This window comes from Pseudomonas simiae (genome assembly GCF_000934565.1).
Taxonomy (GTDB): domain Bacteria; phylum Pseudomonadota; class Gammaproteobacteria; order Pseudomonadales; family Pseudomonadaceae; genus Aquipseudomonas; species Aquipseudomonas simiae.
Genome location: NZ_CP010896.1, coordinates 2,516,553 through 2,540,534, shown reverse-complemented (window position 1 = coordinate 2,540,534; position 23,982 = coordinate 2,516,553). Strand labels below are relative to the sequence as shown.

At 59.3% G+C, this 23,982-nt stretch carries 29 protein-coding genes; 9 read left to right on the top strand and 20 right to left on the bottom strand.

The features are described from left to right. Window positions 1–22: 22 nt before the first annotated feature. Window positions 23–1,048 carry a protease SohB gene (sohB, locus tag PF1751_RS11465; RefSeq protein WP_010210988.1) on the bottom strand — a complete coding sequence of 342 codons (1,026 nt, stop codon included), beginning with the start codon at window positions 1,046–1,048 and terminating at the stop codon, window positions 23–25. Between the two features lie 193 nt (window positions 1,049–1,241). Between sohB and PF1751_RS11460 the strand changes: the two genes are divergently transcribed. Together PF1751_RS11460 and PF1751_RS11455 are read left to right on the top strand one after the other, a co-directional pair. After that, a complete protein-coding gene (locus PF1751_RS11460; protein ID WP_010210989.1) occupies window positions 1,242–1,952 on the top strand; it encodes a histidine phosphatase family protein in 711 nt (236 codons plus the stop codon). Between the two features lie 56 nt (window positions 1,953–2,008). Continuing rightward, complete coding sequence (locus PF1751_RS11455; RefSeq protein ID WP_010210990.1) at window positions 2,009–2,323, top strand: SCP2 sterol-binding domain-containing protein; 315 nt, start codon at window positions 2,009–2,011, stop codon at window positions 2,321–2,323. Window positions 2,324–2,379: 56 nt separating this feature from the next. Here the strand turns inward: PF1751_RS11455 and PF1751_RS11450 are convergent, their stop codons facing one another. The 4 genes from PF1751_RS11450 to PF1751_RS11435 are packed head-to-tail and all read right to left on the bottom strand — an operon-like array spanning window position 2,380 to window position 4,198. Continuing rightward, a complete protein-coding gene (locus PF1751_RS11450; protein ID WP_021491708.1) occupies window positions 2,380–2,868 on the bottom strand; it encodes a periplasmic heavy metal sensor in 489 nt (162 codons plus the stop codon). Then, window positions 2,865–3,296 carry a hypothetical protein gene (locus PF1751_RS11445; RefSeq protein WP_010210994.1) on the bottom strand — a complete coding sequence of 144 codons (432 nt, stop codon included), beginning with the start codon at window positions 3,294–3,296 and terminating at the stop codon, window positions 2,865–2,867. The genes PF1751_RS11450 and PF1751_RS11445 overlap by 4 nt, the downstream gene beginning before the upstream one ends. Continuing rightward, the gene (locus tag PF1751_RS11440; protein WP_044287036.1) at window positions 3,293–3,871 is read right to left on the bottom strand and encodes an RNA polymerase sigma factor; all 579 of its coding nucleotides are present in this window, start codon (window positions 3,869–3,871) and stop codon (window positions 3,293–3,295) included. Before PF1751_RS11440 ends, PF1751_RS11445 begins: the two co-directional genes overlap by 4 nt. 15 nt (window positions 3,872–3,886) lie before the next feature. After that, the gene (locus PF1751_RS11435) at window positions 3,887–4,198 is read right to left on the bottom strand and encodes a YXWGXW repeat-containing protein (protein ID WP_021491709.1); all 312 of its coding nucleotides are present in this window, start codon (window positions 4,196–4,198) and stop codon (window positions 3,887–3,889) included. 213 nt (window positions 4,199–4,411) lie between these two features. On the opposite strand from PF1751_RS11435, the gene PF1751_RS29230 reads away from it, so the two are divergent. Continuing rightward, window positions 4,412–4,552, top strand: coding sequence for a hypothetical protein (locus PF1751_RS29230; protein WP_010210997.1), 141 nt, complete (start codon window positions 4,412–4,414; stop codon window positions 4,550–4,552). On the opposite strand, the gene PF1751_RS11430 is transcribed toward PF1751_RS29230, so the two are convergent. Then, the gene (locus PF1751_RS11430; protein ID WP_010210998.1) at window positions 4,549–4,797 is read right to left on the bottom strand and encodes a DUF1652 domain-containing protein; all 249 of its coding nucleotides are present in this window, start codon (window positions 4,795–4,797) and stop codon (window positions 4,549–4,551) included. The genes PF1751_RS29230 and PF1751_RS11430 overlap by 4 nt on opposite strands. A gap of 250 nt (window positions 4,798–5,047) precedes the next feature. Here PF1751_RS11430 and PF1751_RS11425 point away from each other — a divergent pair, with 250 nt between their 5' ends. Further along, the gene (locus PF1751_RS11425) at window positions 5,048–5,992 is read left to right on the top strand and encodes a GGDEF domain-containing protein (RefSeq protein ID WP_021491711.1); all 945 of its coding nucleotides are present in this window, start codon (window positions 5,048–5,050) and stop codon (window positions 5,990–5,992) included. Window positions 5,993–6,261: 269 nt separating this feature from the next. Here the strand turns inward: PF1751_RS11425 and PF1751_RS11420 are convergent, their stop codons facing one another. The 5 genes from PF1751_RS11420 to PF1751_RS11400 form a co-directional block, all read right to left on the bottom strand. After that, on the bottom strand, window positions 6,262–6,501 hold the full coding sequence (locus tag PF1751_RS11420) for a hypothetical protein (protein ID WP_010211000.1): 240 nt from the start codon (window positions 6,499–6,501) through the stop codon (window positions 6,262–6,264). Between the two features lie 4 nt (window positions 6,502–6,505). After that, on the bottom strand, window positions 6,506–6,952 hold the full coding sequence (locus tag PF1751_RS11415; protein ID WP_021491712.1) for a GNAT family N-acetyltransferase: 447 nt from the start codon (window positions 6,950–6,952) through the stop codon (window positions 6,506–6,508). Window positions 6,953–7,074: 122 nt separating this feature from the next. Then, entirely contained in the window at window positions 7,075–7,404 is a 330-nt protein-coding gene (locus tag PF1751_RS11410; protein ID WP_010211002.1) for a hypothetical protein, read from the bottom strand. Window positions 7,405–7,544: 140 nt separating this feature from the next. Then, window positions 7,545–10,046 carry a TonB-dependent siderophore receptor gene (locus PF1751_RS11405; protein WP_044287035.1) on the bottom strand — a complete coding sequence of 834 codons (2,502 nt, stop codon included), beginning with the start codon at window positions 10,044–10,046 and terminating at the stop codon, window positions 7,545–7,547. 898 nt (window positions 10,047–10,944) lie between these two features. Continuing rightward, on the bottom strand, window positions 10,945–11,382 hold the full coding sequence (locus tag PF1751_RS11400) for a DUF3995 domain-containing protein (RefSeq protein ID WP_010211004.1): 438 nt from the start codon (window positions 11,380–11,382) through the stop codon (window positions 10,945–10,947). A 93-nt stretch (window positions 11,383–11,475) separates the two neighbouring features. Here PF1751_RS11400 and PF1751_RS11395 point away from each other — a divergent pair, with 93 nt between their 5' ends. Beyond that, window positions 11,476–11,865 (top strand): DUF2946 domain-containing protein, encoded by a 390-nt coding sequence (locus PF1751_RS11395; protein ID WP_010211005.1) that lies wholly within the window; start codon window positions 11,476–11,478, stop codon window positions 11,863–11,865. A 95-nt stretch (window positions 11,866–11,960) separates the two neighbouring features. Continuing rightward, complete coding sequence (locus PF1751_RS11390; protein WP_044287034.1) at window positions 11,961–14,087, top strand: TonB-dependent receptor; 2,127 nt, start codon at window positions 11,961–11,963, stop codon at window positions 14,085–14,087. A 91-nt stretch (window positions 14,088–14,178) separates the two neighbouring features. Here PF1751_RS11390 and PF1751_RS11385 read toward each other — a convergent pair whose 3' ends face one another. Both PF1751_RS11385 and PF1751_RS11380 read right to left on the bottom strand, forming a co-directional pair. Beyond that, window positions 14,179–15,195: an ABC transporter substrate-binding protein gene (locus tag PF1751_RS11385; protein WP_021491715.1), complete on the bottom strand. Its 1,017-nt coding sequence runs from the start codon at window positions 15,193–15,195 to the stop codon at window positions 14,179–14,181. A 133-nt stretch (window positions 15,196–15,328) separates the two neighbouring features. Further along, entirely contained in the window at window positions 15,329–15,778 is a 450-nt protein-coding gene (locus PF1751_RS11380; protein WP_010211009.1) for a hypothetical protein, read from the bottom strand. Window positions 15,779–16,194: 416 nt separating this feature from the next. On the opposite strand from PF1751_RS11380, the gene PF1751_RS28310 reads away from it, so the two are divergent. The 3 genes from PF1751_RS28310 (at window position 16,195) to PF1751_RS11365 (ending at window position 17,117) form a co-directional block, all read left to right on the top strand. Then, entirely contained in the window at window positions 16,195–16,470 is a 276-nt protein-coding gene (locus PF1751_RS28310) for a hypothetical protein (RefSeq protein ID WP_021491717.1), read from the top strand. A gap of 111 nt (window positions 16,471–16,581) precedes the next feature. Next, window positions 16,582–16,812: a hypothetical protein gene (locus tag PF1751_RS11370; protein ID WP_010211011.1), complete on the top strand. Its 231-nt coding sequence runs from the start codon at window positions 16,582–16,584 to the stop codon at window positions 16,810–16,812. A gap of 68 nt (window positions 16,813–16,880) precedes the next feature. Further along, a complete protein-coding gene (locus PF1751_RS11365; RefSeq protein ID WP_010211012.1) occupies window positions 16,881–17,117 on the top strand; it encodes a DUF2789 domain-containing protein in 237 nt (78 codons plus the stop codon). A gap of 6 nt (window positions 17,118–17,123) precedes the next feature. Here the strand turns inward: PF1751_RS11365 and PF1751_RS11360 are convergent, their stop codons facing one another. The 7 genes from PF1751_RS11360 to PF1751_RS29225 form a co-directional block, all read right to left on the bottom strand. Continuing rightward, entirely contained in the window at window positions 17,124–17,327 is a 204-nt protein-coding gene (locus PF1751_RS11360; protein WP_010211013.1) for a hypothetical protein, read from the bottom strand. A 115-nt stretch (window positions 17,328–17,442) separates the two neighbouring features. Then, window positions 17,443–18,675, bottom strand: a complete 1,233-nt coding sequence (locus PF1751_RS11355) for a methyl-accepting chemotaxis protein (RefSeq protein ID WP_373422412.1) — start codon at window positions 18,673–18,675, stop codon at window positions 17,443–17,445. 543 nt (window positions 18,676–19,218) lie between these two features. Continuing rightward, window positions 19,219–19,623 (bottom strand): TraR/DksA family transcriptional regulator, encoded by a 405-nt coding sequence (locus PF1751_RS11350; protein ID WP_003191666.1) that lies wholly within the window; start codon window positions 19,621–19,623, stop codon window positions 19,219–19,221. A gap of 423 nt (window positions 19,624–20,046) precedes the next feature. Then, a complete protein-coding gene (locus tag PF1751_RS11345) occupies window positions 20,047–21,069 on the bottom strand; it encodes an ABC transporter permease (protein WP_010211015.1) in 1,023 nt (340 codons plus the stop codon). A gap of 26 nt (window positions 21,070–21,095) precedes the next feature. Then, window positions 21,096–22,649, bottom strand: coding sequence for a sugar ABC transporter ATP-binding protein (locus tag PF1751_RS11340; RefSeq protein WP_010211017.1), 1,554 nt, complete (start codon window positions 22,647–22,649; stop codon window positions 21,096–21,098). A 65-nt stretch (window positions 22,650–22,714) separates the two neighbouring features. Beyond that, window positions 22,715–23,644 carry a sugar ABC transporter substrate-binding protein gene (locus PF1751_RS11335; RefSeq protein WP_042572060.1) on the bottom strand — a complete coding sequence of 310 codons (930 nt, stop codon included), beginning with the start codon at window positions 23,642–23,644 and terminating at the stop codon, window positions 22,715–22,717. A gap of 48 nt (window positions 23,645–23,692) precedes the next feature. After that, entirely contained in the window at window positions 23,693–23,869 is a 177-nt protein-coding gene (locus PF1751_RS29225; protein WP_167337367.1) for a hypothetical protein, read from the bottom strand. Between the last annotated feature and the right edge of the window lie 113 nt (window positions 23,870–23,982).

Sequence of the window (23,982 nt, the reverse complement as noted above, 5' to 3'; positions counted from 1 at the left end):
CGTCTACGTTCTGGAGGTCGGGTTACCAGAAGCGCTGCTGGGTCAACCGGCTCCACCAGGTCAGCAACACCCGGTCCACTGAGCCACTGGCCGCCAGCCCAACTCGCTCCTGCAAGCTCTTGCGCTCGGCATAATGCAGGTGGAACACCTCGGCGGTCTTGGCCTTGGTGGCCAGGTATTCGTCGCTGGTCTGCAGTTCGTCGACCAATTGCTTGTCGAGCGCTGCAACACCCAGCCACACTTCTCCGGTCGCCACGTCATCAATCGCCAACTGCGGGCGGTAGCGCGAGACGAAGTTCTTGAACAGTTGGTGAGTGATGTCCAGGTCTTCCTGGAACTTCTCGCGGCCCTTTTCAGTGTTTTCGCCAAACACCGTGAGGGTGCGCTTGTACTCACCGGCGGTCAGCACTTCGAAGTCGATGTCGTGCTTCTTCAGCAGGCGGTTGACGTTGGGCAACTGCGCCACGACGCCAATGGAGCCGAGGATGGCAAACGGCGCACTGATGATTTTCTCGCCAATGCACGCCATCATGTAGCCGCCGCTGGCTGCGACCTTGTCGATGCACACGGTCAACGGCACCCCTGCCTGGCGGATACGCGCCAGCTGCGATGAGGCCAGGCCGTAGCTGTGGACCATGCCACCGCCGCTTTCCAGGCGCAGCACCACTTCATCCTTCGGCGTGGCCAGGCTCAGCAAGGCCGTGATTTCATGGCGCAGGCTTTCAGTGGCGGAGGCCTTGATGTCGCCATCAAAATCCAGCACAAACACCCGTGGCTTGGCCTCGGCTTTCTGCTTGCCCTTCTTCTTTTCGGCCTTGCCTTCGGATTTACGCAGGGCCTTGAGCTGGTCCTTGTCGAGCAGGGTCGATTCCAGGCGCTCGCGCAGGCCCTTGTAGAAGTCATTGAGCTTGCTGACCTGCAACTGGCCGGCGGATTTGCGACGCCCTTTGCTGCGCAGGGCCGCGAAACTGATCAGTACCACCAGAATAGCGACCACCAGGGTCACGGTCTTCGCCAGAAAGCTCGCGTATTCGGCCAGAAAATCCATAGTTCTCCTTACAGGTGCGGTGCGCCAGGCGCGGATTGCCCAAGCATACCGACGGGGCTTGCCGGGAGCCAGTGCTCAAACCGCCACCAGGCGCCCTCCAACGAGCTTTTAAAACAAGCGTATGTTTTTTCATTGACAGCTCGCAGGCATCCTCATAACCTCGCCAGACTTTCAACGTACCGGGAAAACGGACGTGGGCAGCATCTATCTGATTCGACATGGCCAGGCCTCCTTCGGTGCAGACGACTATGACGTCCTGTCGCCCGTCGGCGTGGAACAGGCACAAGTGCTCGGCCGCCACTTGGCCGACATGGGCCTGGTGTTCGACCGCTGTGTGGCCGGCGATCTGCGTCGCCAGCAGCACACCGCCACCGCCGCCTTCGATCAGTACAGCGCCCTGGGCCTGCCGGTGCCGGCGCTGGAAATCGACAGCGCCTTCAACGAATTCGACGCCGACGCAATCATCCGCGCCCTGCTCCCCGACCTGCTGACCACCGAACCTGAAGCCCTGGAAATTCTGCGCAATGCCGCGCAGAACCGCAGCGAGTTCCAGCGTATCTTCGCCCTGATCATCGAGCGCTGGCTGGCCGGCACCTATGACCCACCGGGGCTGGAAAGCTGGCTGGGTTTCGTGGAGCGTGTGCAGGGAGGCCTGCAACGGATGCTCGAGGCGGCGGACAACGCGCAGAAGATCGCCGTGTTCACCTCCGGCGGCACCATCACCGCCCTGCTCCACCTGATTACCCGAATGCCTGCCGCCCAGGCCTTCGAACTGAACTGGCAAATTGTTAACACCTCGCTCAACCAGCTGAAATTCCGCGGTCGCGAGGTGGCACTGGCTTCCTTCAACAGTCATACCCACTTGCAACTGTTGAAGGCGCCGCAGCTCATCACGTTCCGATGAACTGCGGCCAACCGTGACCCCAAGGTCACTGGACTCTACCCTAAAGGATCGAAACCATGACTGACGTAGCCAAAGCTGTAGAAGCAATGAAAGCCAAATTCAACCCAGCCGCCGCTGACGGCCTGGACCTGGTGTTCGGTTTCCGTATCGACGACACCCAGAACTTCTCGCTGGTGGTGAAAAACAACACCTGCGAATTGCTGGAAGGCGAAAACCCAGACGCCCAGGTCACCCTGGTGATGGACGCTGAAACCATGAAAGGTATCGTCAGCGGCGAGACCGACGGCATGCAGGCCTTCATGGGCGGCAAGCTGCGCACCGAAGGCGACATGATGCTGGCCATGAAACTGAGCGAGCTGTTCCCGGCGTGATGCACGGGCACGCCTGAAGCCCGATCCCGCCTCTCCAGGCGGGATTTTTTTGCCTGCTACTTTGATTCCATTGTTGGCGCGTTGAGCTTGCCTTTGGGCCTCCCCTGCCCACGCTGGTACAACGCCTCCACCAGCTTTTGCCGCTCGTCCTGCGCCAAGATGCTGGCAAACTGCGCCAGCGTGCTATCCACCAATGCACGAAGCGCCATGTCGGCTTCGCGGGCCTGGGCCAGTTCGGTCGTCAACGCTCCCCGATCCAGCGTCGGCGCTTCCATCTGCTTGATTACCCCCAGGCGCGCCGCACGCCCGGCCATGATCAGCGGCTGGCTATCGGCGGTGTTATGACGCAACAGTTGGCGCAATTCCCTGCGCCGCTCCGGCGATAACTTGACCATGGCCTGACGCAACCCATGCTGGTTGACCACCACTTCGGCAGGTTGGGTGCTGGCTATCCAGTGGTAAAGACCACCAGCCAGCCCGCCGATCAAGAACACATTGAGCAATACCGAGACCAGCAGCCACGGTTTCAGGGATTGGGCGCTCATTGCTCGGCTTCCTCGGCGTTGACGGTAAAGATGACTTGCGCATCGCCCTGGTCAAACACACTGGGCAACACCTCGGCGGACACCCATGGCAATGGCACGCTCATGGACGCCACCAGCATGCCGGTGACAACACCCGCAATGCCGGCGCCCACCAGCCCTGCCGGTGACAACCAACCGGCGTAGCGCGACCAGAACGACGCGCGACGCGGCACCGACTGACGGATCTGCCGAGCCAGCGCCGGGTCGGTCAAGGCCAGTTGATGGCTGTCCAGTTCGGCGTCGAGCCAACCGGCCTGATTCAACGCTTCACGGGCACTGGCGTTAGCGCTGTCGAGCAGCTCCTGGGCGGCGCCGCGTTCAGCCACAGGCCAACGCTGTAGGTCGGCCCCATAGGCGTCGGCCAGATAAGCAAATCGTTCAGGTGTCATGATGTTCCCCTTCCTGGGCGGGCAAGCCCGGATGTATCGGCAAGTTGGCTGCGCAACTGGCGTCGGGCCCGCGACAGCAGGCTCTCCAGTGCCTCGACGCTGATGTTAATCAGGGCCGCGGCGTCGATGTTCGACAGCTCCTGGTAGTACTGCAACACAATCGCCTCGCGCTGGCGCTCGGGCAAAGCGGCCAAGGCGGCGGCCATGCGTGCGCTGCGGTCGGCGCTTTCCAATTGCTCATCCAGAGGCGCTGCGCTGTCCGCCAGCTCCAGCACCTCCTCCTCGGACAAAGGACGTTGCTTGCGCCGACGCAATCGGTCATGGCACAGGTTGAGCGCCACCCGATGCAGCCAGGTGTCGAAACGCGCCTCGCCACTGCGCCAACTCGCCGCCTGGCGCCAGATGCGCAGGAAGCTTTCCTGGGCCACGTCCTTGGCTTCGTCGGCATCCCCCAGGATCCGGCTGGCGAGCGCCAGCAGACGCGGCAGTTTGCGCGTCACCATTTCGTTGACGGCCGCAGGGTCGTTGTTGCCGATACGTACGAGCAGTTCAACGTCCGGATCAGAGTCTTTCAATCGGGCAATTCTCGGTCAGCGGATCCAATGCCCTTCGCGCCAGTACCAGTTCGGACCGTGGGCCTCCCAATGGCCGGGCGCCCAACGCGCATTGCGCATCACCGGCTGCCAGTGGCCTGGCACCCAGCCATAGCCGCGCCCTTCCCAGCGCCAATGGCCACGGTCCCAGGCGTAGCCCGGTCGCTCCACGGGAACCATTTCCACACGCTCCGGTGGCGGCGCCTGGCGGATGATGATTTCGGTCTGGGCAAACACCGAGGTGCTGACAAACGCGGCGAGTGTCAGCGGAGCAAGCAAGGCAAAGCGCACTGTGGCCAGGGGTCTCATGGCAACTCCTTCATGCAACGAGCGAAAGTGCCGGTTGCTGATGGGTTGAACGGGGCAAGTCGAAAAATCCGTCGCAGGACGCGCGGATTATTTACGCAGGCAGTATTGCCCAGGGGATGAAGGGGCTTGATGAAATGTTTGAAAGCTTCGCGACGGATTTACGCAGATGGCGACGTTGAAGGATTAACGCTGATCAACCGAAGAGGAAACACCATGTCCCGCCGACTTTACCTGCTGATTGCCGCATTGCTGATCGTCAGCCTCAGCGGCTGCGTGATCGTGCCGGAACACCGCCATTGCTGCTGGCGCTATTACGGCGCGCTCGATACGCCGACCCACAGCGTCAACGGCTAGCCAACCGCCGCAAAACCACGGCGCCCGGCCTTGATCTCGGTGCGCAACTCACCAATCAGGTTTGAGATGGAACGGATGCTGTCCAAACCGTCAGGGGACACGCCGGTCAGCAGCAAATCAACCCGGCCCGACACTGGCTCGAAGATGCTGATGCGCAACGAGCCGTCGCTGTTCAAGGTGCAATCGCACGCCAGCGGCAGGAAACCCGAAGCCATGATGCGGTTGAATTCAACGAATGAAATCATGACAAGTCCCCATCCCCCGGGCCTCACCCGGTCATTGAGATAGAGACAGCGTAGATGAGGTTCTGCAGGGCATGAAAGCATCCATGCAAAAGTGTTAGCCGGGCCTCATTTCGCCCTGAAAACGCCGAATCACTGACGCCAGAAAACCCGTCTTTTCGACCTCTCGTCTGCTGCTCCGGCGAGCGCTTGACTCGGCGCGTCGATCACAAGACGCTGTTGGCCTTTGGCCATCACTTTGAGCAAAACCACCATGAGCATCGACCCGCCGAGCCAGCCCGACAGCGATGTGTACAAGACCTTGCTGGAGTCGACCAAGGCCATTCCCTGGCGCATCGATTGGCAGACCATGACCTTCAACTATATCGGCCCGCAGATCGAAACCCTGCTGGGCTGGCCCCCGCAGAGTTGGGTCAGCGTGGACGACTGGGTCGAGCGCATGCACCCGGATGATCGTGAATACGTGGTGAATTTCTGTGTGTCGCAATCCCGCGCAGGCGTGGACCACGAGGCGGATTATCGCGCGCTGACGGTGAATGGCGACTACGTGTGGATTCGCGATGTGGTGCACGTGGTGCGCAAGGACGGCGAAGTCGAAGCGCTGATCGGGTTCATGTTCGATATCAGCGAACGCAAGAAGACCGAAGAGCACCTGCTGCGCCTGCAAAAACAACTGGAAGAATATTCCTACCAGGACGGCCTGACCGGCATTGGCAATCGGCGCATGTTCGACACCGTGTTGGAGCGCGAATGGACCAGCGCCCAGCGCAGCCAGCTACCGCTGTCGTTAATCATTCTGGATATCGATTTTTTCAAGCAGTACAACGACCACTACGGCCATATCAAAGGCGACGAATGCCTGCGCCAGGTTGCACATACCCTGTCCCAGGCGGCTAACCGGCCACGGGATTTCATTGCGCGTATCGGTGGTGAAGAGTTTGTGTGGCTGCTGCCGGAAACCGATGCGCAATCCGCCCGGCAGGTGGCGCAGCGTTGCTTGCACCTGATTCGCCAGCAGCAGATCGAGCATGGTTTTTCGGCGGTGTCGAACCTGCTGACCCTGAGTCTGGGCGTCGGCACGTGCATCGTGAAACCCGACAGCCCGATGCTGGGATTTGTCGAAGAGGTCGACAAGTTGTTGTACCAGGCCAAACGCAATGGGCGGATGCGCGCGGAGTTCGCTGACAGTGAAGTCTGACGCGAAGGTCAAATTGCAGGCAAAAAAAATCCCAAGTAGCTGATGGAAACTTGGGATTTAAAAATGCATAAACCGTGGGAGGTGAACGCCCGACTATAGTAACGATTGTAAAAAGCCGCAACAAGATTATTTTAATCCTTTCGTCGGATTAAAAACGCTGTAAGTCATTCAATAACCACACATTTTTTAAGGTAGCGAGGTCTATAAGTGCCACTTTTTGGTGCAACTACCCACCCTATTTCCACTTATAAAAAAGGGCTATTCGATTATCACGGCGTGCCATTCAACGACTTGCAAACTTCCTGCGGTTCGGGGCTGCCTGGCATTACCGAACGCCCCACACTTTGCACTTGCCGGCACAGTGCCAAGCGTTCATTGGCCGCTTCCCTTTCGCGGTCAACCTCGGCGTTGAGCCGCACAAAATAGATTCCCAGCAACACCGCGGCGCAGAGCACGCCGAGCACAAAGTAGCGAAAGCTGTTGGACGATGCCGGCTCTGGTGCGTTCATGACGTTACTGCGCCCTGCTCTTCTCATAACGCACATCATCGCCGTCCACTGGGCCGACCACGCTCCAGCCTAACCGCTGATAAAACCCGTTGGCACGGATGCCGTCGCGGCCGTCGGTGATCAGGAACAAGCGGTCGTGGCGTTCAAATAACGCAGCCTCGGCCACCGCCATCAGTTGACGGCCCAGGCCCAGATTCTCGTAAGTCGGGTGCACGAACATTGCGAACACCTCGCCTTCGGCCAGGTCGACCATGGCAAAGGCGGCGGGCTGACCATCCACCTCGGCGATCCAGACGCAGGGCGCCGCGCGGATGCTGTCGGCCAGCACCTGCGGCGTGATACCCAGATCGGCCATTTGCTCGGTACTCAAATGGTTTTGCACCACCGAGGTGCGAATGGTGAAGACCGTGTCGACATCGTCCTGCGTCGCTACGCGGATTAGCGTTTGCATACTGGCCTCCCTAATAGAGGACGCAATTGTAGGCAAATAGAAACGCAGTGAATGTCGTGGATTTGTAAAACGGCCTACAGGGCCTCGCCCTGATGCCAGCTCGCCGCTGTCACATTAAGCCGTCATTTGCGTGCGACTTTGTAGCGCACGCAATCCTGGTAGAAGCCCTGCCGAATCGCTTCGGGCTTAAGCCGTGAACGGCTGTCGTAGGTTTGTTCGGTGATGCCCATGGCCATCATGCGCATCCAGGATTTGTTGAATTTCATGGTCTGGATCTTCTGCCGCGCCGCGTAAAGCGACACGCCCGACAGCTTGAGCTCCTGGGCCCTGGCGGCGGTGCCGGCGCCCCAGCTGCACATGTACTTGTCCCCCTCGCGCAGCTCCCGAGCCTGCACGGCAGCCGCGCCGCCGGCCAGGGAACAGGCGATCAGCATGAATCCAACAGTGCGCATTTGCATCCTCACCTAACCACCTGAAAATAAAAGCGATTCTGGCGAGGATTTTGTTACAAAGGGGCCATTAAATTGCCTTATTGCGCAATGTTTCAGCTAGCTGCCGCAGCGGGCAGCCAGGCCGTTGAACAGCCCTCACTTCACCATTGGTAGGTCGCGCTCGCCTGCACGGTGCGCTGCGAGCCATACCAGCACCACGAATAGGAGTAGCAGGACGCGACATACTCTTTATTCGCCAGGTTGGTGGCATTGAGCGCCAGGCGCAGGTTGTCCTTCAGGAGGGCGATGTTCGGAATGTCGTAGTGCACCGCCGCATCGAACAGGGTGTAGCCCGGGACCTTCAGGGTGTTGGCGGTATCCCCCCAGGACGAGCCGACATACCGCGCCCCCGCACCGACGCCGAAGCCCTTGAGTTTGCCATCGTGGACGGTGTAGTCAGCCCACGCCGAGGCAGTGTGACGCGGCACGCCGTAGGTGGTGGTGCCTTCGGCGGCGATGGCCGGGCCTACGCCGATGTCGCTGATGGGTGCATACCGCACGGTGTTGTTGGACTTGCTGATGCGGTTATCCAGATAAGCATAGGCCGCGGTGATGTCCAGGTTGTCGTTGAGGCTGGCTTTGCCCTCCAGTTCAAAGCCTCGGGATTGCACTTCGCCGTCCTGGCTCTGGCAGCGTCCGGTGCCGCACAGGTGAGTCGGGTCTGGGTCGGTGGTCAGCACATTGGTCTGGCGTAGGTCGAAGATCGCCGCAGTGATAAAGCTGTTGCTGCCTGGTGGTTGGTACTTGATGCCGATTTCATACTGCTTGCCTTCGGTCGGCTTGAACACCGAACCGCCGTAGCCGGTGCCTGACTGCGGGTTGAACGACTCCGCGTAGCTGGCATACGGTGCCAGGCCATTGTCGAAGAGGTAGACCAGGCCGATGCGACCGGTGAAGGCTTTGCTGTCCAGAGAGGATTTGCTCTTTGCCCCGCTGCTGAGGGTCTGGGTGCTGTTATCGGTACTGGCCCAGTCGTAGCGACCGCCCAGCAGCAATACCCATTTGTCCCACTTCATCTGTTCTTGCAGGTACACGCCGGTCTGCTCGCTGCGCGAGGTGCCGTCGGTGGTGTAGGCCGGCACCGGCACGGCCGCGCCATAGACCGGATTGAAAATATCCAGGGTCGGGCCCGCTGTGTATACACCAGAACCGGACAGGGTGTCGGTGCTGGTGTTCTGGTAATCGAGCCCCATCAGCAGGGTGTGCTGCAACGGGCCGGTGTCGAATTTGGCCTGCACCTGGTTGTCGAGGGTATAGGCATCCAGGTCGACATCGCTGGCGATGGTCGAGCGGCGGATGGTGCGGTAATCCGCCATCAGGTAGTTGCTGTAGAGGCTGCGGTACTGGCCTTCGCTGCGCAGGTAACGCGCATTCTGGCGCACGGTCCACACGTCATCGAAGTGATGCTCGAACGCCCAGCCGATGCTGTAGTACTCGCGGTCACTTTTCTCGAAGTTTTTTTCACCGTCGTAGAAATCCACATCGATACTGCGCCCGGTCGGGCTGTGCAGCACCGACCCCCAGGCCGGCACCGAGCCGTAGGACGCACCTTTGGGATCCTTCTGGAAATGCCCGAGCAGGGTCAACGAGGTTGCGTCGTCCGGGCGCCAGGTGAGGGCGCTGGACAGTGACTGTCGGCGCGTCTCAGTGTGCTCGACCTGACCATCGGCGTCGTCGAAAAGCCCGGCCACGCGGTAGGAGTACACGCCCTGGTCGTCCATTGGGCCACTCAAGTCGAAGGTCGTACGCTTCTTGTTGAAGGTGCCGTACTCCACACCCACTTCATGAAACGGCGTATCCAAAGGACGCTTGCTGACCATGTTGATCACGCCGCTCGGCGTACCCTGCCCGTACAGCACCGACGCCGGGCCGCGCAGCACTTCCACGCGCTCCAGGTCAAAGGCGTCTTTCTGCGGCAAGGCATCACGGCTTGAGGGCATGCGCAGGCCGTCGAGGTAGGTCGCCGGCGAGAACCCCCGGATGGTCAACTGGTCCAGGCGCGATGCGGTGGCGCCACGGGTCTCCGGGATAACGGCAGCGCTATAGCGCAGGATCTGGTTGAGGCTCTCGGCGTTTTGCGCGCGCATCTGGTCTTTGGTGACGATGGAGATCGACTGCGGCGTTTCGATCAACGCGGTGTCGGTCTTGGTGCCCGACAAACTGCGCGTGGCCACATAACCGGACACCGGCCCGGTCGGGCTCTCAGCCTGGTACGCGCCGCTGATGGTGGTGGCCTGCAGCTCCATGGCCCCGCCGTTATCCGGGATGGATTCCAGGCGGTAGCGGTCGGCGGAGAGCTTCAAGGCTTGCAAGCCGCTGCCGGAAAGCAATTGGGTCAGCGCCACGTCGGTGTCGTATTGCCCACTTAGCCCCTGGCTGCGTTTGCCACGCGTCAGGCTTGCATCAAACGCCAGCACCAGGCCCGCCTGCTCGGCCAGGCTATTGAGTGCCTGGCTCAAATCACCGGCTGGAATCGAGAAGCGGCCCACAGCGCTGCTGCTCTCTTCGGCATGGGTGGACTGGACGGTCAGCAACGGCACGGCGGCAAAAGCCATCGCCACTGACAAGGCCAGTGGGTGCAAGGGACGAGCAAGGCGCGACATGGGAAATCCTGCGTAAGGGAGGTTCTATTAACCATGACGGCCAGGTCGGAAAATCGGGCAAGGATGAGAGCGATTTTTATTTGCTCTGCCGCGCTGCAATCAGTTTTGTCGCTTTTTTGTGTAGCCTTTGGGTTGGTTTTTAGTGGTTTTTCCCCGTGTTCAGTCAGCCCTTTCTGAATGTATTAACCGCTCTTCCTAAAGAAAATGGTCCCCGTTTTACATTTTGAAGGAAACAAAAAAATGCTGATTACGTTAACTAAAAGGTTTGCAAAAAAATGAGCCACCTTGACGACGGGACAATTGAAGACTTTAAAAAATCAATACGAAAATCACTGCTTAACAAAAACCAAACATGACCTAATGGTAGAAACAATGAGTCAGAACATACCCTAGCGATCTTTAGTTAGATGCTCACTGCTCCAAATGAAGACAATGCCTAAGACTGGAAGGTCTCGCACAATCCAAATCTACACACTAGAAACTCTTATATCGGAATGTCTGGGCAAGTAGGGAAAGCAACGGAATGCCTCAAGCGATCGTTCGAAACCAAAAAAATGCGTGGGTTATGGTGCCCCAAGAACATTTCGCGGCGAGGCGCTGTCGCCAATGACGTGACCTACGAATTGCATGGCATTCGTTGTTGGGTTTGCCTGTCTGCACCTATGTATCAACTTTGATTAAAGCCCTGGCGATAAGGTCGACGAATTTGACCTTTGGCGATTATATATTGACGCCTGTGAGCTACCGCAAAAAAAACATACCGAAAAGAGTACGTGGCGCATGAATTCGGCGCGTATCTGAAACGAGGAAAAGCCAAGAAAATGCCCGATTCGATGTCCAACTTGTACTTCATTCAACCTTTAATAAGGACTGCCCATCCTGACGAGCAATCAGCCCTTCACCCCCACGCCACCACCAACAACCCTGCCCCCAACACCAAACACAACGGCGAATAAAAATACGTATCCAACCTCGCAAACCGCGACCCACCGACCTTCTTGAAAAACCCCACCAACTCCGAATCCCCAATCGCCCTGGCGAACATCACCACCGCAATTGCGCTGATGCCCCACTGCAACGCCCCATGGGACACCGCCGAGAAGTACAATCCGGCCCGCAGGCACACCAGCAGCGCAATGGCCACCAGCCCCATCGCCACCAGGAACGTCCCCAGCGCCGAGGGTTTGAAGGCCGGTTTTGGGCCGCTGGCGAATTCGCCGGGCAGTTGGGGGATGGCGGCGAGGCTGCCGAGTTTGCCGCCGGCGGCCCAGTACAGGTGGACCATGCTGATGCAGGTAAACACCCCGACAATCCATCGTGCGACAACGAAGCTCATGGCTGGCTCTCCCTGAAAAGGTGCGAAACAGGATAGTCGTCCTGAGATTTTTTGCAGGCATTTCGTCGGCGGCTGATGGTAAAGTGCCGCCCCATGAAAATCGCCCGTGCCGACCGCTCGCTCATTGCCTGGATGCTCTATTGCTGCGTCCTGTTCAATGTGTTCGCCTGCAGTATCGGTCACGGGCAGATGGTCGGGATGCAGCTCAATGGCATCGGCGGTCAGTTTTGTACGGTGGACCCGCGTACTCAGGCGCCCAAGCCGTCCAACTCGACTGAAGAGAACCTGCCGACGCTGTCCAAGGCCTTTGGTTGCCCGCTGTGTTCCACCGGAGGCATGGGCCCGGCGCTGAGTTCCAGCCTGAATGTGGCGGTGTTGCCACAGCCCCATGCACCACCGCCGGCCATTGTCCTGTCTGCTGACATCCCTGCCCGCTTCACCTGGCCGGCGGCTAATCCGCGCGCACCGCCTGCTTTCGCCTGATCCCTTCGCTTTCCAATCTGCACTGACCACCGTTTCCGCAAGGATGTACGGGCGGCTGTGCGTTGTTTTCAAGCCAAGTTTTTCAGGATTCAACCATGAAACATTTACCCCTGTTGGCGGGCCTGTTCGGCTGCCTGCCTGTCTGTGCCTGGGCCCTTGAGTTGGCCCCGACCACCATTGATGGCGAACAAACCGCCGAGCCTGGCCTGGCCTTGGACCAATCCAGTGGCATGGCCTCGCGCTTGGGCTTGAGTGTGCGCGAAACCCCGGCGTCGGTGGCTATCGCCAACCGCAATGACATCGAACGCCACGGCGCCAAGACCTTCCGCGACGCAGCCAACACCTTGCCTGGCGTGAATGCCAGCGCCCCGCCAGGATTTGGCGGTTTTGTCTCCTACCGCGGCTTTACCAGCAGCCAGATCACCCAGATGTTCAACGGAATCAATGTCGCGACCGGCCTGGCCCGGCCAGTGGATGCGTGGATCTACGACCGGGTAGAGCTGGTAGGCGGCCCCTCCTCCTTGATCAACGGTGCCGGTTCCGTGGGCGGTTCGCTCAACTACGTGACCAAACTGGCCACCCGCGAAGAGCAGGCGGCCGAAGGCCAGCTCACCTATGGCAGCTATGACACCGCCGGCATGGCGTTTGGCGTCAATCACGCCCTGACCGAACCCGGCGCCGATGTGCAGCACTACGCGCGCCTGGACGTGAGCCGCAACACTAATCATAGCTACATCGACCGCGACCAACGCGAGGCCTGGAGCCTGGCGTTCTCCCTGCTCAGTGACCTCACGCCCAACCTGTCGCATACCCTGGCGCTGGAATACCAGGATGAGCATGAAGACAGCCCTTACTGGGGCACACCGGTGCTCAACCCCAAAGTGGGCGAGCTGAAGATCGACAAACACAACCGTTTCAACAACTACAACGTTTCCGACGGTCGCTATGAGCAGCGCACGATCTGGGCGCGTTCGATCATCGACTACCGCGTCAACGACAGCACCACCCTGAAAAACACCCTCTACCACTTGGACAGCCAGCGCGACTACCGCAACCTGGAAACCTACCAGTACAACGCCGACAACAGTGCGGTGAACCGTTCGACGGCCTATCAAGTGCGCCATCAGGGCGAACAGAACGGCAACCAGTTCGAGCTGCGCCACGACAACAGCCTTTTCGGCCTGTCGACCACCTGGTCCGGTGGTTTCGAGTACAAGGTCAATAGCACCACCAACACCCCGCTGAATGTGCCGGGCAACAGCAGCGTGGACCCGAACAACTACAACCCCGGGCACTTCTACGACATCCCGCGAACCCGTGAGAAGTTCGGCAAGGACAAGACCAACGAGGTCACCACCCAGGCGTTATTCGTGGAGAACCGGCTGGGGCTCACGGATAAACTCTCGCTGCTCACCGGCCTGCGTTACGACGCTATCGACCTGGATGTCACCAACCACCGTGCGATCACCGCCACCAATCCCCGCCACTTCAAGCGCAGCTGGGAACCGGTGACCGGTCGCGTCGGCCTGACTTACCAGTTCATCCCATCGGCCAACGTGTATGTGCAATACAGCACGGCCGCCGAGCAGCCGAACACCACCACGCAGGTGTTTGATGTCTCGACGGGCAAACAGTGGGAAGTGGGCAGCAAATTCGACTACCTGGACGGCCGAGGCTCGGCCACCGTGGCCGCTTACAAGATCGAGCGTAAGGATTTTGCCGTGACCGACCCGCAGGACCCGACCAACAGTATTCCGGTCGGCGCGCAGTCATCCAAAGGCATCGAGTTGGCCAGTTCGTTACGCATCACGCCAAGGTTGCTGGCGGAGGGTAACTTCGCGTGGGTCGACGCCGAGTACGACGATTTCAACGAGAAAATCGCCAGTGGCGCGGTGGTCTCGCGCAAAGGCAATACGCCAACCAACGTGCCCAAGCGCGTGGGCAACCTGTGGCTGACCTATGATTTTGCCGAAGATTGGCAAGGGGGCGTGGATGCGCGTTATGTGGCCGAGGTGTATGCAGATAATGCCAACACCCAGACGGTGCCGGCCTACACGCTGTTCGGCACGTTCCTGCGCTATAAAGTGGACTCGCACACCTCGGTGACGGGCCGGGTACGCAATTTGACGAATGAGGTGTATGCCGAGTTTGCCCATGTGTCGCCGGCTTACTACCTTGGTGCGCCAAGGACATTCGAGCTGGCAGTACAAACCAGGTTCTAAACACTTGAACGCAGGAGCCCGGCTTGCCGACGATGGCGTCCGATAGAACGCCATCGCCGGCAAGCCGGGCTCCTACAGTACATGCGCAGTGTTATTTCAGGCTGGCTTCAACCTTCTGTGCCACATCTTCTGTCAACCAAGCCTTCCACACCTGCGGATGTTCCTTCAGAAACACCTGGGCCACTTCCCGTGGCGCCGTGTGATTTTCACTCATGGTCGCCAAGGCTTTGTTCAGCGGCTCAATCGGAAACTCGACCTTCTCGAAGAACTGGGCAATCTGCGGGTGTTCCTTCTGGAACGGCGTCGAGACGCCGATGCTCAGCTTGGAGGCCAACGACCGCGTAGGTTTTGGATTCGGGTTATCCGCATCCGTCAGGGTCTTCCACGCCTCGGCATCAAACGGCGGCTCTTCCAACTGGATCAACTTGTAGCGCCCCATCAGCGGCGTCGGCGACCAGTAGTAAAACAACACGGGCTTGCCCCGGCGGATCGATGAGGCGATCTCGGCGTCCAGTGCCGCGCCCGAGCCGCTGCGGAAGTTCACATAGCTGTCGTCCAAACCGTAGGCCTTGAGCTTCTGTTTGTTGACCACTTCCGAGGTCCAGCCGATGGGGCTGTTGAGAAAGCGCCCCTTGCCTGGAGATTCCGGGTCCTTGAACACATCCTTGTAGCGCGCCAAGTCCTTCACGCTCTTGAGCTCCGGCGCGAGGGGCTTGATACCCTTGGCAGGGTCGCCCTTGACCACGTATTCCGGCACCCACCAGCCTTCGGTTGCGCCTTTGACCGTATCGCCCAGGCCGACCACTTTGCCTTCGGCTTCGGCCTTGACCCACACCGGGCTGCGGCCCGCCCATTCTTCACCGATCACTTGGATGTCGTTCTTCGCCAGGGCGGTTTCCAGGGTGATGGTGGTGCCAGGCAATGTATCGGTGGGCAGGTCGTATCCCTTCTCGACGATCACCCGCAACACTTCGGTGATCAGGCTGCCGCTTTCCCAGTTCAGGTCGGCAAAATGCACCGGGGCCTCGGCGGCCGACACCGGCAATGCCGCCACTGACAGCCCCAGCGTCGTCAGGGAGGCCGCCAACAGTGTTTTCAATCCTTTCATGCCCTTGCACCTCGCGATATCGCAGCAGACAGCGGACGGCTTTGCTACGTAAGCGCGAAGCCTCTGAATAGTTAAGTCAACTCAACTGTAGTAGAGGTTCCGGGAGATAGCGGGTGTTCGCGGAATTTTATGCTTATTCGCTGGCCTTGAACGTCACCAGTTCACCCTTGCGCCATTTGGCGGCTTTGCCGGTCACGGCTTTCAGGGTCTTGGTCAGGCCTTCTTGCAGCTGCTCGTTGGCGGCAAACACCAGCATCACGCTGTGGCCTTCCTTGAACACGATGCCATGGCCTTCGGCCGACGACACAAAGGCGTAGTCGCCCAGGCCGTAGACGGTCAACTTGATGTCACGGAACTTCAGTTCGAACTTGCCACCTTCACGGCTGGGCAATACCGCTGCGCGGAAGTGATCGCCCACTTTGAGCTCCAGACGCGGCTTATCATCCACGACCATCGCTGCCTCGGTATCGATCTCGGCGATGTAGATACCTTCCGGCGTCTGCTCTGTGATGTAAACGAAACGGGATTGAAACTGCTTGACCAACTTTGCGCGCAAATCACCCAGCACGAACAACGCGTGCATATCCAGATTACTGACTGCCAAGGAAACGCCCCCACATCAAAAAGAGCGCCGCCCGCCAGAGCGGGCAGCACAAAAAAAACGGCCATTACGGCACGATCCCATCACTCATTCTTTAAAAAACTGAAGAAGAACCCACTGTCGCGCCGCAAGACTAGTACGGACGTACGCGATGGACCTTGTGCAAGGTCATCAGGCACCACAGGAGATCACAGGTTCAACGGCCCGAGAATACGGGCCGACCAACTTCAGAGAATAACCCAATTAAAAATGCAGTTTTCCGACAAGCAAACACAAATAAACACGCTGTCATGGAACCGGGCGCAGATCGCCGACGACAATACTAAAACAGCAGCACCGATCAAAACCACCCAAAACGTTGCAATCAAGTCAACCGGATCGATCGAAAGGAGCAGGCCATGCAACGATCAACCTACAATGCAATGTCTTCGCACACCCGTCCATCATCTCAGGGCGAGGCTCAATACTACTGCTTGGGCGGCTTCGAGGGGTACTCGGATTCGGTTCTTTTCCAAGTCGTACCTGCCGGCAAAAACTTCTTCCACATCCGTGAAGTGCTCAGCGGCCGAATAAAAGGCTTTCGCAGCGGCCATGTCAAGGCCTGCGAACTGGCCAAGAAACTTGAAGCCCAGTTGCAAGCACCTCATGGAGCGGTCGTTTCGTCCGCCCGATAACTTAACTGCGCCGCCGACCCGCAACAACTGCCATACTGGCCCGTCCACTGAAGTTTGTGCCCTGCGGGCCCAGGTTTCTCCAGTGCAGTTATCTCCAAGGGAAGGCTCTACGTGACGGAATTTGATATCGGCGAATTTTTCATCCATGGCGACGCGAGGGAAGTAGACGGAGAGTTCCAAGCAGTGATCATCATGCGGGCCAAGCCACCGCTGACCACCGTCACCACCCACCAGGTGGAAAAAGACCGTTGGTTCAAAACCGTCGACGCGGCGGCCACCGCCGCAAAAGAATCCGCCAAGGCCCTGAAGGCCGCCGTGGATTCCGGGGCACTCAATTCCTGATAATCCGATAGAACTCTGCTGCACCACAACCCTCCCATGCATAACGACCACCCTGCATGGAGAACGAAATGGACGCGCCAATCCCTACCCTGGAAACCCTGTTTGAACAATTGGGCCTGGACTCAACCCCGGAAGCCATCGACGCCTTTATCGTCGCGCACCCTTTGCCTGAGGACGTGAAACTGATCGATGCACCGTTCTGGTCCGATCAGCAAGCTGCCTTTCTAAAGGAAGAGCTGCGCGACGACGCTGAATGGGCGATTCCCGTGGATGAACTGAATCAACGCCTGCATCAATCGCAGTAAGCCGAATCAATGCAGGCTGTCCGACTGCTCCAGGCGCAACAGCGCCTGCCAGGCGGCCCTGCACTCTTCAGCTTCATCACGACTGGCGAAGGCGGTGCCGCGCTGCTCACCGTTGAGCAACACCACCCAGCAGGCCTTCTGGCCCAGCGCACGCAGGGTTTGGGGTACGCCACTGCCAATCATCACGGCGACATCGACTTTGTTTTGCATGGAGCTTCTCCGCAGCATTAGTTAGCTGGCTAACAATGTTGGCCATGCTACGGTTTTCCTCGCGTTGGAAAAAGCTATCCCCGGAATAGCTCCATTGCATAAACAGCAATAATCCCTAGCGCCCGCCTTTCATCTCTTCGGGTTTATAGCCCAGCCGCAAGCCGCCCCAATGCCGACCCTTGACCATGATCGGCACCGACAGGTCGTGCATCAGCTCTCCGGTATCACGGGTATAGGTTTGCAGCAAGACTGCCTGCTGGTGGCTTCCACAACGGATCCCGGTGCGGTCTTCGAATTTGCGCTTGGTGCGATTCTGCACGGCATCCACCTGAACATCGCCGGTCAGCGCGTGGGAAAACGCCTTGTTGTGCGTCGGCACATAGCCCTGCGGCGTGCAGGCAATCGCGAAGACCAAGCCTTCATGCCGTGGCAACAGCGCTTCCTGGATCGCCGGCAACACCTGGTCGGTGTAGCCGTCGAACCGGGTGTGGTATTTGCTCGGGCTGGTATTGGCAATCAGCGTGTAGCTGCGGTCAAACAGATCATCCAGGCTGATGCGGTTCTGCTGCACATCGGCTTCGAACTGCGCGGCAATCTGGCTGGCGCCTTCACGGGCCAGGTCATAGATGCGCTGGTGATAATCATCCAGCCCTACTTCCGCCAGACGCTCGCTGATGGTTTCGGCCTGCCCTTCCATCTGCACGGCGGCATCGGCCAACTGACGGGTTTGCTGGTCGCTGACGGCCAGGTCGCTGCGCATCTGCTCAACAGCATGGAACAAGCTGTCGAGCTGGGTGCGATTGGTGTCAGTGCCCTGGGCGATCTCATTCACCTGGCCTTCCACATCTGCGGACAACCTGGCGATGTTTTGCAGCTGCTCGCCGGCGTGCTCTACCTGTTCAACGCCAGTCTGCAAGTCGGTCGAGAGCTGACGAATCTGCTCCACCACCTGGACGGTGCGTTGCTGGATATCCGCGACCATCACGCCGACTTCATCGGTGGCCGTGGCCGTACGCCCTGCCAACCCGCGCACCTCATCCGCGACGACCGCAAACCCACGCCCATGCTCACCGGCCCGCGCCGCTTCGATCGCGGCGTTAAGCGCCAAAAGGTTGGTCTGGCTGGCGATGGACTGGATCACCAGGGTCACCCGCTGGATTTCCTCGCTGCGCAGGCTCAAGGCTTCGATCAGCTCACGACTGGCGTTGGCACGCTGGCTGAGCTGATGCATGCGGGTGATCGATTGGGTCAGCACTTCGCGGCCTTCAGTGCTGCGTTGATGGGCCTGGCTGGCGGCACCCAGCGCGTCGCGGCTGAGTTGAGAGGTGAGCTTTTCGGTGCCGATCATTACTTCGGCACTGCTGACAATCTGCTTGGCCGCGCCCAATTGCGACTGCAGGCGAGCCGCCAGTTGCTTGACCGAATAGGCTACCGCGGCTGCGGACAGGGCGTTATGGCTGGTGGTGTAGGACAGGTCGCGAGTCAACTCGCCCATCCCATCGCCGACCTCAGAAGGCGCGCTGGCAGGCGCGCGACTTTTCAGGCGAGGCAGCCAGATCACCAGCAGGGCCAGTGGCAGGCAAAGGTAGAGCGGCAGGCTGGCGAGCGCCAAGCCAAGCAGGACCAACACCAGGGCGGCGCTCTGCAACAGTGGCGTCAGCCAGCCGGGCAGCCCGCGCGCCACCGCTTGCGGTGACACTGCTGCGCCCATCAGAGATCCGTCTCCAGCCATCTTCGTTACCCCACTGTTTGTCATTATTGTCGCTGCATTAAACGCCACTATCGGGCCATTATCCATGGGCCTTTAGTGGGGTAGCTTGCAGCAGATCAATAGACGGGGTGTAACGGGTCTTTCCCGGGGAGCCGCAGGACGGCCCCCCGCTTCACCGCATCAGGCTTGGCGCTGATGCTTGTCGATCTGCTCGTGGCGCTCTTGCGCTTCGATGCAGTACTTGGTGGTCGGGCTGATCAGCAGGCGCTTGAGGCCGATAGGCTCGCCGCTGTCATCGCACCAGCCGAAGGAATCTTCCTTGATACGCTCCAGTGCGCGCTCAAGTTGCGGCAGCATGCGCTGGTCGCGGTCGATGGCGTTGACCAGCCAGGTACGCTCTTCTTCCACGGAAGCGGCGTCGGCCGGATCGGCCGGGGTGTCCAGGCTTTCAATGGCGATACGGTTCTGTTCAATGCGCTCGTGGTGTTCCACTTTCATGTCTTGCAGCAACTTCTCGAAAAAAGCGTGCTGTTCGGCATTCATGTAGTCATCCGCCGGCATGGCCAGCAACTTTTCCTTTGTCATTGATTTCTCTATAAAAAATACGTGCATTAAGGCGAATAAGGGAGCGTTCCGGCCGACCTTTGCAGGTCTCGGAAGGGCGCCATCCATTTCAAGCGCCACCCGGCACTCAATTTACGAGGGGCGGCAGTCTAAGGCCGACTTGAGGGCGCAGCAACTGAAAAGACAGGCAATTTTTCCGAGATAACCCCCAAAAGCACCAGGACGGGCTCGGCGAATGGTCATCGGAGTGCGTTTATAGCAAGAAATTCAGTGTTGTGGAGCTATATAGAAGACAAACGGTTAGAACTGATCGACGAGGGATCCCATGTGGGAGCGGGTTTGCTCGCGAATGCTGAGTATCAGTCAGCACATCCGGTACTGATACACCGCATTCGCGAGCAAGCCCGCTCCCACAACTTGTCTCGCGTCAGGCAGGAAATTCAGTCAGCGCTTGAGTTTGCGCTTGTTGCGGTATTGGTCGATCACCACCGCCACCACAATGATCAGGCCCTTGATGATGTCCTGGATGTACGCGTCCACCCCGACAAAGGTAAACCCGCTGGCCATCACCCCAAGGATCAGCGCGCCAATCACGGTGCCGGTGATGCGCCCTACCCCGCCCGCCAGGCTGGTGCCGCCGATCACTGCCGCAGCAATCGCATCCAGCTCATAAGACATGCCCATGCCGGCCTGGCCGGTCGCGGCACGTGCCGAGGCCACCACACCCGCCAGACCAGCCAGGAGACCGGCGATGCTGTACACGATGATCAGGTGGCGCTTGACGTTGATCCCCGAGGTACGCGCGGCCTGCATGTTGCCGCCAATCGCATAGGTGTACTTGCCGTACTTGGTGTAACGCAGCGCAATATGGAAGATCACCGCCACCACCAGGAAGATGATCACCGGCATCGCGCCATGGCCGATGGCCGTGTACGAGTCCGAAAGCATGCTCACCGGCTGGCCTTCAGTGTAGTAACGCGCCAGGCCACGGGCCGAGACCATCATGCCGAGGGTGGCAATGAACGGCGGAATGCCGGTGACGGCGATGATGCTGCCGTTGATCGCACCCGCCAGCAGTCCCACACCCAGCCCCATCGCCACGGGGATCCACACCGGCAAGTCGGTCAGGCTCGGGAACACCGCACGGGAAAAGTCGGAAGTCTGTGCCAAACTCGCCGCGATCATCGCCGACAGCGCCAACACCGAGCCGGAGGACAGATCAATACCCGTGGTGATGATGACTTGAGTCACGCCGATCGCCAGCAGGCCGATGATCGACACTTGCAGGATCATCAGCACCAGGCGCTGGGAGTTCATCAGGAAGCTCTGGTCACGCACGATCCAGCCGAACAGCTCGAAGACCAGGCCGATGCCGATCAGCACCAGAAAGATGCTCAGCTCGGTGGGCAGGCGTCGACGACTTTTGGTGGGTACCGTCGCGGGTTTGTTATCTGTTATTGCGTTCATAGCCCTTCACCTTCTTATTCTGTACGTCAGTGGACTGCCGTCATCCCGGAGGCCAACTGCATGACTTTTTCCTGGGTCGCTTCGCTGCGGTCCAAGGTGCCCATCAACTCGCCTTCGTGCATCACCATGACCCGGTCGCTCATGCCCAGCACTTCGGGCAATTCGGAGGAAATCATGATCACGGCCATGCCTTCACTGGCGAGGAAAGCGATCAATCGGTAGATCTCGGCCTTGGCGCCCACGTCGATGCCACGGGTGGGTTCATCGAGGATCAGCAGACGCGGGTTGGTCATCAGCCAGCGCGCCAGCAAGGCCTTCTGCTGGTTGCCGCCGGACAAGGTGTCGATGCACTGCTCAAGGGACGGGGTTTTCACCCGTAGCTTCTTGCACATGTCTTCGCACAGCGCACGCAGGGCTTTCTGCTGGATAAAGCCGTTGCCGGTGTAGTGCGGCAATACCGCCATTTCCATGTTTTCCAGCACCGACAGGCAGGGGAACAGGCCGCTGAGCTTGCGGTCCTCGGTCAACAGCGCAAAGCCTTTCTCGATGGCCATGTGCGGGTCGCTAATGCGCACCGCCTTGCCATCCAGGGTGATCTGGCCGCTGCTGCTGGGGGTGATACCAAAAATGGTTTCCGCCACATTGGTACGGCCCGAGCCCATCAAGCCGGCAATACCGAGGATTTCGCCAGCGTGCAGGTCGAACGACACGTCCTTGAATACGCCGTCCAGCGTCAGGTCGCGCACCGTCAGCAACAGGTCGCCGATGGGCGTCTCGCGTAGCGGGAACAACTGGCTCAGCTCACGACCGACCATCATCGAAATCAGACTGTCGCTGTTCATGCTGTCGGCGCGTTGCAGGCCGATGTAGTGCCCGTCACGGAACACCGCCACTTCATCGGCGATGGCGAACACTTCGTTCATTTTATGGGTGATGTAAACGATGCCTTTGCCCTGGGACTTGAGGTCGGCAATGATCGAAAACAGGTGGGCCACTTCCTTCTCGGTAATGGCCGATGTCGGTTCATCCATGATCAGGATGTCGGAGTCGTAGGACACGGCCTTGGCAATCTCGACCATCTGCCGCTCGGCGATGCTCAGGTTGCCCACCTGTTCCTCGGGGTCCAGGTTGATACGCAGGCGCGCCAGCAGTTCGGCGGTGCAGCGGTGCATTTCGCGGTGGTTGACCATGTGCAGGCTGTTGAGCTGCTCGCGGCCGATCCAGATATTCTCGGCGATGCTCATGTGCGGCATCAGGTTGAGTTCCTGGTGGATCATCGCGATCCCGGCCTTCTGGGCCGCCAGGGGCGTTTCAAACACGATCGGCTTGCCACGCAGGCGGATTTCCCCGGCGTCGGGCTGGTAGATGCCGGCGATGATTTTCATCAACGTCGACTTGCCCGCACCGTTCTCGCCCATCAGCGCCAGCACGGTGCCAGGGCGCACCCGCAGTTGCACGTCGGCCAGGGCCACGACGCCGGGAAAGCCTTTGCTGATGTTGACGATTTCCAGCAGGTAGGGTTCTTCCAGCGTCTGAGGCTGAAGACTGGGAGGCTGCGAGACAGTCGCTTGAGCGAGCATAAGGAGGTACTCCATCTGCAGGGCGACCGAAACCGCCCTGCCGGCTTATTGTTGTTATCCAGGGGCTACTTGAAGTCTTTGACGTTGTCCGGGGTGATCAGTTGGAACGGGATCACCACGTTCTGCTCGATAGGCTCGTTCTTGGCCATCTTGCGCGCCGTCTCCACCGACTTGTCGGCCTGGCCCTTTGCATCCTGGAAGGCCGACACCGTCATGTCACCCTTGGTGATCGCATTCAGGCCATCCGGCGTGCCGTCGACACCGGCGATCAACACGCCTTTCTTGCCCGCCGATTTCAGGGCCATGGCGGCACCGATCGCCATCTCATCGTTGTTCGACAGCACCGCCTGGAAGTCACGGCCCTGGGTCAGCCAGTCGTTGACCAGGGTCATGCCCCTGTCACGCAGCCAGATACCGGTCTGTTCCTGCTCGATCTTGATGCCTGGGTACTTGGTCAGGACCTCCTTCACACCTTTGGTACGGTTGGTGGTGGAGTTGTTCGCCAGGTCACCCAGCAGAATCACGATATTGCCTTTGCCGCCGAGCTTTTCGGCGATGTACTGCATCTGCAGCTTCCCGGCCTCGACGTCATCGGACGTCACCGCCGCAACACCGGGGGCCAATGTTGGGCTGTCAGGACGACGGTTGACGAACACCAGCGGAATTTTCGCAGCGGTGGCGGCCTTGATGATATTGGCCGTCGACGCGGTATCCACCGGGTTGACGATGATCGCGTCGACTTTCTGGCTGATAAAGTTCTCGACCTGGCTCAGTTGCTTGACCACGTCGGCACGGGCGTCTTCGAACTGCAATTGCACGCCATCACCCTTGGGATAGGACTTGGCTTGCTTGTCCATGTCTTCGCGCAGGTAGGTGAGAAAGGTGTCATCAAAGGCGGACATGCTCACGCCTATCTTCAGATCGGCGGCAGAGGCAACACCGCTGGCGAGCAGCATGGACAGGGCCAGCGCGGTAAAACGGATCGGGGTCTTCATGAACGGTCTGTCTCCACTTTCTTGTTGGTTTTTTGGACGTTGCGTTTATCAGAGCTCTGCAGGCAGCCGGACGACGGGGGCACCCGGAATACAGCACACCAGCGCACCTTTGTTTTCGACGCACAGCACATTAAGGAAGGAGAAGTAGAACGGCCGGGCGCGGGGCAGACCGCGTGGCGCAAGAGCGGGGCGTAAAACTCGCAGTACAGCGTTGAAGATTTTCATCTGACGGTACCTGGTTGTTTTGATCTTGTTTTTGTTGAGTCGCGCGGATCAAGCCGAACGTACTTTATGCAACCTGGAAAAGACTTTATTGGAAAATAATTTCCATATCAACC

Excerpts from the sequence above, each read along its gene's own strand:
- PF1751_RS11350 (WP_003191666.1), bottom strand. The coding sequence starts at position 19,623 with ATGACAAAGGAAAAGTTGCTGGCCATGCCGGCGGATGACTACATGAAT.
- PF1751_RS11365 (WP_010211012.1), top strand. The coding sequence starts at position 16,881 with ATGGACGCGCCAATCCCTACCCTGGAAACCCTGTTTGAACAATTGGGC.
- PF1751_RS11450 (WP_021491708.1), bottom strand. The coding sequence starts at position 2,868 with ATGAGCGCCCAATCCCTGAAACCGTGGCTGCTGGTCTCGGTATTGCTC.
- PF1751_RS28310 (WP_021491717.1), top strand. The coding sequence starts at position 16,195 with ATGCAACGATCAACCTACAATGCAATGTCTTCGCACACCCGTCCATCA.
- PF1751_RS29230 (WP_010210997.1), top strand. The coding sequence starts at position 4,412 with ATGTCCCGCCGACTTTACCTGCTGATTGCCGCATTGCTGATCGTCAGC.
- sohB (WP_010210988.1), bottom strand. The coding sequence starts at position 1,048 with ATGGATTTTCTGGCCGAATACGCGAGCTTTCTGGCGAAGACCGTGACC.
- PF1751_RS11410 (WP_010211002.1), bottom strand. The coding sequence starts at position 7,404 with ATGCGCACTGTTGGATTCATGCTGATCGCCTGTTCCCTGGCCGGCGGC.
- PF1751_RS11345 (WP_010211015.1), bottom strand. The coding sequence starts at position 21,069 with ATGAACGCAATAACAGATAACAAACCCGCGACGGTACCCACCAAAAGT.
- PF1751_RS11435 (WP_021491709.1), bottom strand. The coding sequence starts at position 4,198 with ATGAGACCCCTGGCCACAGTGCGCTTTGCCTTGCTTGCTCCGCTGACA.
- PF1751_RS11405 (WP_044287035.1), bottom strand. The coding sequence starts at position 10,046 with ATGTCGCGCCTTGCTCGTCCCTTGCACCCACTGGCCTTGTCAGTGGCG.
- PF1751_RS11420 (WP_010211000.1), bottom strand. The coding sequence starts at position 6,501 with ATGAACGCACCAGAGCCGGCATCGTCCAACAGCTTTCGCTACTTTGTG.
- PF1751_RS11390 (WP_044287034.1), top strand. The coding sequence starts at position 11,961 with ATGAAACATTTACCCCTGTTGGCGGGCCTGTTCGGCTGCCTGCCTGTC.
- PF1751_RS11455 (WP_010210990.1), top strand. The coding sequence starts at position 2,009 with ATGACTGACGTAGCCAAAGCTGTAGAAGCAATGAAAGCCAAATTCAAC.
- PF1751_RS11425 (WP_021491711.1), top strand. The coding sequence starts at position 5,048 with ATGAGCATCGACCCGCCGAGCCAGCCCGACAGCGATGTGTACAAGACC.
- PF1751_RS29225 (WP_167337367.1), bottom strand. The coding sequence starts at position 23,869 with ATGAAAATCTTCAACGCTGTACTGCGAGTTTTACGCCCCGCTCTTGCG.
- PF1751_RS11445 (WP_010210994.1), bottom strand. The coding sequence starts at position 3,296 with ATGACACCTGAACGATTTGCTTATCTGGCCGACGCCTATGGGGCCGAC.
- PF1751_RS11360 (WP_010211013.1), bottom strand. The coding sequence starts at position 17,327 with ATGCAAAACAAAGTCGATGTCGCCGTGATGATTGGCAGTGGCGTACCC.
- PF1751_RS11380 (WP_010211009.1), bottom strand. The coding sequence starts at position 15,778 with ATGCACGCGTTGTTCGTGCTGGGTGATTTGCGCGCAAAGTTGGTCAAG.
- PF1751_RS11340 (WP_010211017.1), bottom strand. The coding sequence starts at position 22,649 with ATGCTCGCTCAAGCGACTGTCTCGCAGCCTCCCAGTCTTCAGCCTCAG.
- PF1751_RS11355 (WP_373422412.1), bottom strand. The coding sequence starts at position 18,675 with ATGATCGGCACCGAAAAGCTCACCTCTCAACTCAGCCGCGACGCGCTG.
- PF1751_RS11400 (WP_010211004.1), bottom strand. The coding sequence starts at position 11,382 with ATGAGCTTCGTTGTCGCACGATGGATTGTCGGGGTGTTTACCTGCATC.
- PF1751_RS11395 (WP_010211005.1), top strand. The coding sequence starts at position 11,476 with ATGAAAATCGCCCGTGCCGACCGCTCGCTCATTGCCTGGATGCTCTAT.
- PF1751_RS11430 (WP_010210998.1), bottom strand. The coding sequence starts at position 4,797 with ATGATTTCATTCGTTGAATTCAACCGCATCATGGCTTCGGGTTTCCTG.
- PF1751_RS11415 (WP_021491712.1), bottom strand. The coding sequence starts at position 6,952 with ATGCAAACGCTAATCCGCGTAGCGACGCAGGACGATGTCGACACGGTC.
- PF1751_RS11385 (WP_021491715.1), bottom strand. The coding sequence starts at position 15,195 with ATGAAAGGATTGAAAACACTGTTGGCGGCCTCCCTGACGACGCTGGGG.
- PF1751_RS11335 (WP_042572060.1), bottom strand. The coding sequence starts at position 23,644 with ATGAAGACCCCGATCCGTTTTACCGCGCTGGCCCTGTCCATGCTGCTC.